Source organism: Streptomyces sp. NPDC005811, from assembly GCF_040630405.1.
GTDB lineage: Bacteria > Actinomycetota > Actinomycetes > Streptomycetales > Streptomycetaceae > Streptomyces.
The window spans coordinates 1-8,733 of the sequence record NZ_JBEXXK010000116.1; the positions used below are offsets into that span (position 1 = coordinate 1).

At 73.4% G+C, this 8,733-nt stretch carries 6 protein-coding genes and 2 pseudogenes; 2 read left to right on the top strand and 6 right to left on the bottom strand.

The features are described from left to right. Together ABZ490_RS51700 and ABZ490_RS51705 are read left to right on the top strand one after the other, a co-directional pair. Window positions 1–381, top strand: a pseudogene (locus tag ABZ490_RS51700) (hypothetical protein); the annotation flags it as partial. A gap of 34 nt (window positions 382–415) precedes the next feature. Next, window positions 416–790: pseudogene (locus ABZ490_RS51705) on the top strand (ATP-binding protein); the annotation flags it as partial. Here ABZ490_RS51705 and ABZ490_RS51710 read toward each other — a convergent pair. The 6 genes from ABZ490_RS51710 to ABZ490_RS51735 all read right to left on the bottom strand — a co-directional run. After that, on the bottom strand, window positions 735–1,169 hold the full coding sequence (locus ABZ490_RS51710) for an ATP-binding protein (RefSeq protein WP_359007918.1): 435 nt from the start codon (window positions 1,167–1,169) through the stop codon (window positions 735–737). The pseudogene ABZ490_RS51705 and the gene ABZ490_RS51710 overlap by 56 nt on opposite strands. Window positions 1,170–1,300: 131 nt before the next feature. After that, window positions 1,301–3,199: an AMP-dependent synthetase/ligase gene (locus tag ABZ490_RS51715; RefSeq protein ID WP_359007903.1), complete on the bottom strand. Its 1,899-nt coding sequence runs from the start codon at window positions 3,197–3,199 to the stop codon at window positions 1,301–1,303. Between the two features lie 165 nt (window positions 3,200–3,364). Further along, window positions 3,365–4,459, bottom strand: a complete 1,095-nt coding sequence (locus ABZ490_RS51720) for a glutamate--cysteine ligase (RefSeq protein ID WP_359007906.1) — start codon at window positions 4,457–4,459, stop codon at window positions 3,365–3,367. An 86-nt stretch (window positions 4,460–4,545) separates the two neighbouring features. Further along, window positions 4,546–6,750, bottom strand: coding sequence for a 1,4-alpha-glucan branching enzyme (gene glgB / locus ABZ490_RS51725; RefSeq protein WP_359007909.1), 2,205 nt, complete (start codon window positions 6,748–6,750; stop codon window positions 4,546–4,548). Window positions 6,751–6,755: 5 nt separating this feature from the next. Next, window positions 6,756–8,117 carry a maltokinase gene (locus tag ABZ490_RS51730; RefSeq protein ID WP_359007912.1) on the bottom strand — a complete coding sequence of 454 codons (1,362 nt, stop codon included), beginning with the start codon at window positions 8,115–8,117 and terminating at the stop codon, window positions 6,756–6,758. Window positions 8,118–8,160: 43 nt separating this feature from the next. Further along, window positions 8,161–8,733: alpha-glucosidase C-terminal domain-containing protein (locus tag ABZ490_RS51735; RefSeq protein WP_359007915.1), on the bottom strand; the 573-nt coding region annotated here is incomplete at its 5' end.

Sequence of the window (8,733 nt, forward strand, 5' to 3'; positions counted from 1 at the left end):
GCCCGCCGCGCCCGCCCCGCCGTCTCCTGCCACGCCCGCCTGGTCGTCGACCGCCGGGGCCGGCTCGCCGTCGACCGCTCGGCCGTCGCCCGTCGCGAGCAGCCTGCCCCCGCCCGTCGCGGCCAACCCGTCCTCGCCCGCCACGCCCGCCTGGTCGTCGACCGCCGGGGTCGGCTCGCCGTCGACCGCTCGGCCGTCGCCCGTCGTGGCCAACCTGCCCTCGCCCGCCGCGCCCGCCCCGCCGCCGTCCGCCCCGCCGCCGACCGCCGGGGCCGCCCCGCCGCCGACCGCCCCGCCGCCAACCGCCGGGGCCGGCGCGCCGTCGACCACCCCGACGCCGACCGTCGCCGCCGCGCGGGCCAGGGCGCGCGCCGTCGTTGACGCCCACTGGGGTGGCCGCGGGCTTCCGCCGGACGAAGGGGACGTCATCGATCTGCTGCTGGTGGTCTCCGAGCTGGTGACCAACGCGATCCGGCACGGCGGAGGCCTGGCCGGGTTCGAGGTGACGCCCGTGCCCGGCGGGGTACGGCTCGCCGTGCACGACCGCAGCGAGGCGGTGCCGCCCGCCGCCTACGGCACCGGGGAACCGCCGACGGCCCACCGCGGCAACGGCTACGGCTGGCCCCTGATCATCCGGCTCACCCACGACCTGCGCATCGAGGCACGCCCCGACGGCGGCGGGAAGTCGATCCGGGTCCGGGTACCGCTGCGCCCCGCCCCGGCTCCGGCCCGCCTCACCACGGCAGGAACACGTGAACCGCCTTGCCCGCCCCGTCCGGGACCACGCTGACCTGCGTGCACAGCGCCTCGATCAGGTACCAGCCGATGCCGCCGCCCCCGGTGTCCGGCCGGAAGGGCCGCGGGGACGGCCGTACCGCACTGGTGTCGTGCAGGGTGACATGCACCCCGTCGAACGTGGGCCGCAGCGCCAGCTCGAACGGGCCCGGCGCGAACCGCACGGCGTTGGACGCCAGCTCCGTGACGATCAGCACGATGTCGTGCCAGCACTCCGGCGCGGCCGGCGGGGTGACCTCCGCGAGCGCGTCGAGGAACTCCTCCGCGGCCAGCCGCGCGCCCGTCACGTCCTGCGGCTCGCCCGCGAACCGCACGGTCCGGGCGGGTACGGCCGTACCGGCCCGGGAGTCGTCGCCGCGCGGGTCGATCGCCATGTCGTGGGTGCGGCCCACCGCCAGCGGGGGCCGGCGTCCTTTCTCGTACGGATCTCTCGTCCGGATCTCTCGTCGCCCCTCACAGGGTTCCCGAGTCGGCCCGTCCTACGCGCCCCCGCGCGCCCTCACCCTCAGCGGAAGACGTCGTCCGCGTCGTCCCAGCTCAGGATCTCCTCCGTAGGCGTCTGCCGGGGCAGCCGGGCCCTCGCCTGGTACATCGCCTCGATCTCCGCCGCGTAGTGCTGCACGATCGAGTCGCGGCGCAGCTTCATCGACGGGGTCAGCAGCCCGTTGGTCTGGTCGAAGGGCTGCGGCAGGATCCGGAAGGCCCGGATCGACTCCGAGCGGGACACCGTGCTGTTGGCCGCGGCGACCGCCCGGGCGATCTCCTCCCGCAGCGCGTTCTCCTCACGGGCCTCCCGGCCCTCCCCGTACAGCGTCAGGCTGCCGCGCCAGTGCGCCAGGAACTCGGGGTCCAGGGTGATCAGCGCGCCCACGCAGGGCCGGTTGTCGCCGACGACCACCGCCTGGTGCACGAGCGGATGCATCCGCAGCCGCTGCTCCAGCGCGGCCGGCGCCACGCTCTTGCCGCTGCTGGTGATGATGACGTCCTTCTTGCGCCCCGTGATGGTCAGATAGCCGTCGTTGTCCAGGAAACCCAGATCGCCCGTGGCCAGCCAGCCGCCCCGCAGCGCGGCCCGGGTCGCGGCGTCGTCGTTGACATAGCCCTGGAACACCGACGGGCCGCGCACCAGGATCTCCCCGTCCTCCGCCACCCGGATGTCCGTGCCCGGCAGGGCCTGCCCGACCGTCCCGGACCGCTCCCGGCCCAGCGGCTGCATGGTGACCCCGCCGCTGGTCTCGGTGAGCCCGTACCCGTCGTGCACGTACACGCCGATGCCCTCGTAGAACAGGGACAGGTCGCGGTGGAGCGGGGAGCCGCCCGAGGTGGCGCGGTGCACCCGGCCGCCCAGCGCCGCGCGCAGCCGGCGGTACACCGTCCGCTCGAACAGGGCGTGCTGGAGCCGCAGGTCGAAGCCGGGCCCCGAACCCCGGCCCAGCCGATTGCGTTCGACGGCCGCCGCGAAGTCCCGCGCGGTCTCCGCCGCCCGCTCGAACAGCGCCCCGCGGCCCGACTCCTGCGCCACCCGCAGGAAGTTCTTGTAGATCTTCTCGAACACCGACGGCACCGCGTACAGATACGTCGGCCGGAAGGACTGGAGCGCCGCCGAGAGCGACGCCGCGCTCAGATCGGGCTCGTGCCCCATCAGGATGCCCCCGCGCAGACACAGCCCCTGGATCATCAGGCCGTACACATGGGAGAACGGCAGGAACGCGAGGACGGAGGCCTGCTCCCCGGCCGGCGCGGCGGTCTGTCCCCAGCCGGCGAGCAGGGTGTCGCAGGGGCTGGCCAGGCTGCGGTGGCTCAGCGCGCAGCCGAGCGGACGGCCCGAGGTGCCCGAGGTGTACGCGATCACCGCGGTGGAGTCGGGCAGCACGATCCGGCGCAGCGAGTCCACGGTGGTCACCGGGACGTACTGGCCGCGCCGCGCGAGCTCCTCCAGCGCCCCCGTGTCGAGCTGCCAGACGTGCCGCAGCCGGGGCAGGGTCGCGCACACCGACCCCACCGTCATGACGCTCTGCTCGTCCTCGACGACCACGCCCACACAGGCCGAGTCCCGCAGGATCCACTCGACCTGGTCCCGCGAGGAGGTCGGGTACACGGGCACCACCTCGGCGCCCACCGCCCACAGGGCGTAACTCAGGACGGTCCACTCGTACCGGGTGCGCGCCATGATCGCGACCCGGTGGCCGGGGGAGATCCCGGAGGCCACGAACCCCTTGGCCAGGTCCACCACATGGTCGCGCAGCTCGACGGCCGTCACCTCGTCCCAGGTGGCGGAGCCGGGCTCACGGCGGCGGGCCAGGACGGCGAGCACGGGGGTGCGGGCCGCTGTCTCGAAAACGCTGTCGGCGAGCCCTCCGGTCAGGGGCGAAACGGATGGGGGAGCGACAGCGAAGTCGCGCATACGCTGCTCCTGACATGTACGAAGGGTGACCCCGTCGACGAGAACTGTTATCGACGCTGGCGAATGTAGCCCAGGCGGGACCGGTTGTGGCCGGGAACCGACCAAACGATGAGCGTCGGTGACCTGGCCCGTCGCGGGCCGCAGTCGGAAACCGGCCAACCGGCCTCAGGCCTGGGTCTGCCGCACGCAGGTGGTGACGACCTCGCGCAGGCTGCCCGTCCGCGCGAACACCTCCTGCTGCACCTGCGACCCGTTGCCGTTCCGCAGCAGCCCGGCGCACGCCTCCCGGGCCCGCTCCAGGTCCCCGGTGTCCGTGAGCGCGTCCTCGACGTACTCCAGCAGCGACCGTACGACGCTCTCGGCGGGCGCGTTCCGCATGGTCAGCGGGTCGACCAGGTCCCCGGTCAGCCCGGAGCGGGCGGCCCGCCAGTCGGCCAGCCGCAGCAGGCTGACGCTGTGGTCCGCCGGCTCCTTCCCGGCCCGCCAGTCCCGGGCGGCCGTCTCCACGAGGGCCCGCGCCAGCGTCGCGACGAGGACGGCGGTGTCCGCGTGCAGACAGACATCGGCCACCCGCACCTCCACCGTCGGCCAGCGCGCCGACAGCCGGGCGTCGAAGTAGACCATCTTCTCGTCGAGGATCGTCCCCGTGGCCAGCATGTCCGCCACCCGCCGGTGGTAGCGCTCGGCCGACCCGAACAGCTCGGTCGGACCGGCCGACGGCCAGCGCAGCCACACCCGGCTGCGATAGCTGCTGTACCCCGTCTCCCGGCCCTGCCAGAACGGCGAGTTGGCGCTCAGCGCGGTCAGCACCGACAGCCACGGCCGGAGCCGGTCGATGACCGCGACCCCCTCCTCGTCCGAGTCGACCGAGACATGCACGTGACAGCCGCACACGATCTGCTCACGGGTCGCGATGCGGTACTGGTCCGCCATCCACCGGTAGCGCGACCCGATGCTCACGGAGGGGCGCACCGCGAGCGGGGAGGTGGCCAGCGCGGCGACCGCGCAGCCGGCCTCCCGCGCGTGCTTGGCCGCCTCCGCGCGGATCCGGACGATGTCCGCGCCCAGCTCACCCATCTCCGCCTGGGGATGGGTGGCGAACTCGACCATCTGGTTGTGCAGTTCCTTCTGGAAGACGGGCTCCTCCTCCGCCACGTCGTACCGCGCGGCGCGGGCGAGCACCGCGGCGGACAGCGCCCTGGGCTCCCCGGTCTCCGGGTCGACCAGGAGGAGCTCCTCCTCCACTCCGACGGTGCGCACGCGATGCGGCCTTTCTCTGCGCCTTGCCTGCTGACGGACGGCACTGCTGACGGGTGCACGCACCCGACTGCCCCTTCGGGGCTGTCTCACACGGACGACGGCCTCAGCCACACCGTGGCCAGCGGCGGCAGCGTGAGCATCAGCTCCCCGTTCGCCGCCTTGACCGGATCGGCGTGGACGACGTCACCGCCGCCGTACCGCGCCGCGTCGGTGTTGAGGACCTCCTCCCACACGGGTGCCTCACCGGGGACGGACAGCAGGTAGTCGTGGCGGACCACCGGCGAGAAGTTGCTCACCGCGAGCAGCGGGGTGCCGTCGGCGCCGTACCGCAGGAACGCGAGGACGTTGTCGTCGGCGGCGTCCCCGAGCACCCACCGGAACCCGTCCGGGTCGGTGTCGCGCTCCCACAGCGCCGGGGTCGACCGGTACAGCGTGTTCAGATCACGCACCAGGTCCTGCACACCCCGGTGATCGCCCGCGGACGCGTACCCGGGGTCGAGCAGCCACCACTCGGGACCGTGCGCCTCGGACCACTCGGCCCCCTGTGCGAACTCCTGTCCCATGAACAGCAGCTGCTTGCCGGGATGGGCCCACATGAACCCCAGGTACGCCCGGTGGTTCGCGCGCCGCTGCCACCAGTCGCCGGGCATCTTCGACACCAGCGCCTGCTTGCCGTGCACCACCTCGTCGTGGGAGATGGGCAGCACGTAGTTCTCGCTGTACGCGTACACCATCGAGAAGGTCATCTCGTTGTGGTGGTACTTGCGGTGCACCGGTTCCTTCGTCATGTACTGGAGCGAGTCGTGCATCCAGCCCATGTTCCACTTCAGGCCGAAGCCCAGCCCGCCGCTGTCGGTCGGCCGGGTCACCCCGCCCCAGGCGGTCGACTCCTCCGCGATCGTGACGACCCCCGGGCAGCGCCGGTACACGGTGGCGTTCATCTCCTGGAGGAACGCCATGGCGGCCAGATCCTCCCGCCCGCCGTACGCGTTGGGCTCCCACTGCCCGGAGTCCCGCGAGTAGTCCAGGTAGAGCATCGAGGCGACGGCGTCCACCCGCAGCCCGTCGACGTGGAACTCCTCGCACCAGTAGGTGGCGTTGGCGACCAGGAAGTTGCGCACCTCGGTGCGCGCGTAGTCGAACTCGAACGTCCCCCAGTCCGGGTGCTCGGCCCGCCGCGCGTCCCCGGGCTCGTACAGCGGATCCCCGTCGAACCGGGCCAGCGCCCAGTCGTCCTTCGGGAAGTGCGCCGGCACCCAGTCCACGATCACCCCGACCCCGGCCCGGTGCAGGGCGTCCACCAGGTACTTGAAGTCGTCCGGGGTGCCGAGCCGGGCGGTCGGCGCGTAGAACCCGGTGACCTGGTAGCCCCAGGACCCGGCGAAGGGGTGCTGGGCGACCGGCATGAACTCCACATGGGTGAAGCCGAGGCCGGTCACATAGGCCGGGAGCACCTCGGCCAGCTCCCGGTACGTCAGCCCCGGCCGCCAGGACGGCAGATGGACCTCGTAGACCGAGAACGGCGCCCGGTGCACCGGGACGTCACCCCGGTGCGCCATCCACTCCGCGTCGCCCCAGGTGTAGTGCGAGGCGTGCACGATCGACGCCGTGTCCGGCGGGACCTCCGCCCGCCGCGCCATCGGATCGGCCTTCAGGAACCGCCCGCCGTGCCGGGAGGTGATCTCGAACTTGTACCGGGTGCCCTCGCCGATGCCGGGCAGGAACAGCTCCCACACCCCGGCCGCGCCGAGCGAGCGCATCGGGAACGCGGTCCCGTCCCAGCAGCAGAAGTCGCCCGCGACCCGCACGCCCCGCGCGTTCGGCGCCCACACCGTGAACCGGGTGCCGGCCACCCCCTGATGGGTCATCGGCTCGGCGCCCAGCGCCCGCCACAACTCCTCGTGCCGGCCCTCCCGCACCAGATGCAGATCCAGGTCACCGAGCGCCGGCAGGAACCGGTACGGGTCCTCCACCTCGCACGGGTCTCCGTCGTACGCCACCCGCAGCGTGTACGCCGGCACCTCGTCGAGCGGCAGTACGGCGGCGAAGAGACCGTCCTCCTCCGAGGCGAGCGGGATCGCCGTACCGTCGACGACCACGCTCACGGAGCCGGCGAACGGGCGCAGGGCCCGGAACAGCACGCCCCCCGCCACCGGGTGCGCGCCCAGCAGGGCGTGCGGGTCGTGATGGGCGCCCGACAGCAGCCGGGCGCGGTCGGCGGGGTCGAGCGCGGGCGCCGCGAGCGGCCGGGGACCGGCGGCCTCGGGGGGAGCGGTGTCGCGCAGGGCCATGGGGGTCAGCCTCCTCGGACGGCGAGTCGTTCGATCGCCGCCATGGGTACGGGTAGCCAGTCGGGCCGGTTGCGGGCCTCGTACAACACTTCGTAAACGGCGCGATCCGTCTCATAGGCACGCAGAAGCGCGTGCTTCTTGCGGGGATCCCAGCCCGCTCGGGCCGCGTAGCCGGCGCAGTAGGCCTCCCGGCAACGGCGCGCCCACTCCGGCCGCCAGGGCCGCCGCTGCCGGGCGGCGTAGTCGAAGGAGCGCAGCATGCCCGCGATGTCCCGCACCGGGGAGTGGGCGAGCCGCCGCTCGGCCAGCGGCCGGGACGGCTCGCCCTCGAAGTCGATGACGAACCAGTCCCGCCCGGCCCGCAGCACCTGTCCCAGATGTAGATCGCCGTGGATGCGCTGGGCGGGCGGCCCCTGGTCGCAGACCGCGAGCGAGGCGAACGCCGTGGTCAGCCCCGGGACGAACGGCCGCAGCGCCGGCACGTGGTGCGCCGCCGCCTCCAGCCGCTCCGTCATCGCGGCCGCCGTCCGCCCGTCCTCGGCGTCCGGACCGGCCGGCAGGGCCGCCGCGAGCGCCAGATGCACGTCGGCCGTCGCCCGGCCCAGCTCCTCGGACTCCGCGGTGAAGTCCTCGCCCCGGGCCAGCGCCTGGAGCGCCAGCGTCCAGCCGTCCGCCGCGTCGGGCAGGAACGGCTGGAGTACGCCGAGGGTGGCCTCCTGGGGGTGGGTGGTCCGGAACCAGGCCACCGGCGCGGGGACCCGACCGCACCCCTGGCCGGCCAGCGCCACCGGCACCTCCAGATCGGGGTTCACCCCCGGCTGGATCCGCCGGAAGATCTTCAGGATGTACGCGTCGCCGTACACCAGCGAGGTGTTGGACTGCTCCGCCTCCAGCAGCCGCGGGGCGAGCCCGGCGGGCAGCGACACCGACGGGTCCGACTCGAAGCTCAGCGGACCGAGCGTGCCCGGGTGCCGCATCCGCTCCAGGAGCAGCTGGGCCGACCGGGGGTCCTGCAACGCGTCGTGCACCGTCAGCCCGGCCAGCGGGCCGTCCTCGACCCTGCCGATCAGGGCCCGGCCCAGCCGGGGCGACAGATGCTCCTGGAGACCGAGGAGCAGCTGGTAGCAGTCACCGGCTGGGGGAGTGCCCCCGGGTGTCGGCACCCCGGACTGGCCGGCGTGCACGAGCAGATGGAGACAGCCCGGGTACAGCTCCGTCATCGACAGCATGCGCAGGTCGGTGAGCGGCCGGTCCTTCCCGGCGAACCAGCGCTGCCGGGGCAGCCACTCGCGCAGCAGCGCGACGAGCGGCCCCCCGGAGCGGAAGGCGCTCGCGGTGCTCGGCCTGAGCGGGGCGGTCTTCGTCACGGTGACCCATCCTTTCCTCGGCGCACGCGCACAGGCGTCGCGCTCACCGGCGTCGGCCGACCCGGGCCGCGGCCCGGGTGAGCCGGAACCAGTAGAAGCCGTGCCCGGCCAGCGTGAGCAGATAGGGCAGTTCACCGATGGCCGGGAAGCGCACCCCGCCGAACAGCTCGACCGGGTGGCGCCCGTTGTACCGGCGCAGGTCCAGCTCGGTGGGCTGGGCGAAGCGCGAGAAGTTGTGCACGCACAGCACGAGGTCGTCCCCTCCTTCCCCGGGCAGGGGGGCCTCGCGGAGGAACGCGAGCACGGCCGGGTTCGAGGAGGGCAGTTCGGTGTACGTCCCGAGGCCGAAGGCGGGGTTCTGCTTGCGGATCTCGATCATGCGGCGGGTCCAGTGCAGCAGCGAGGACGGATCCGCCATGGACGCCTCGACGTTGGTGACCTGGTAGCCGTAGACGGGGTCCATGATGGTCGGCAGGCACAGCCGCCCCGGGTCGCAGGACGAGAAGCCGGCGTTGCGGTCAGGTGTCCACTGCATCGGGGTGCGGACGGCGTCGCGGTCGCCGAGCCAGATGTTGTCGCCCATGCCGATCTCGTCGCCGTAGTAGAGGATCGGCGA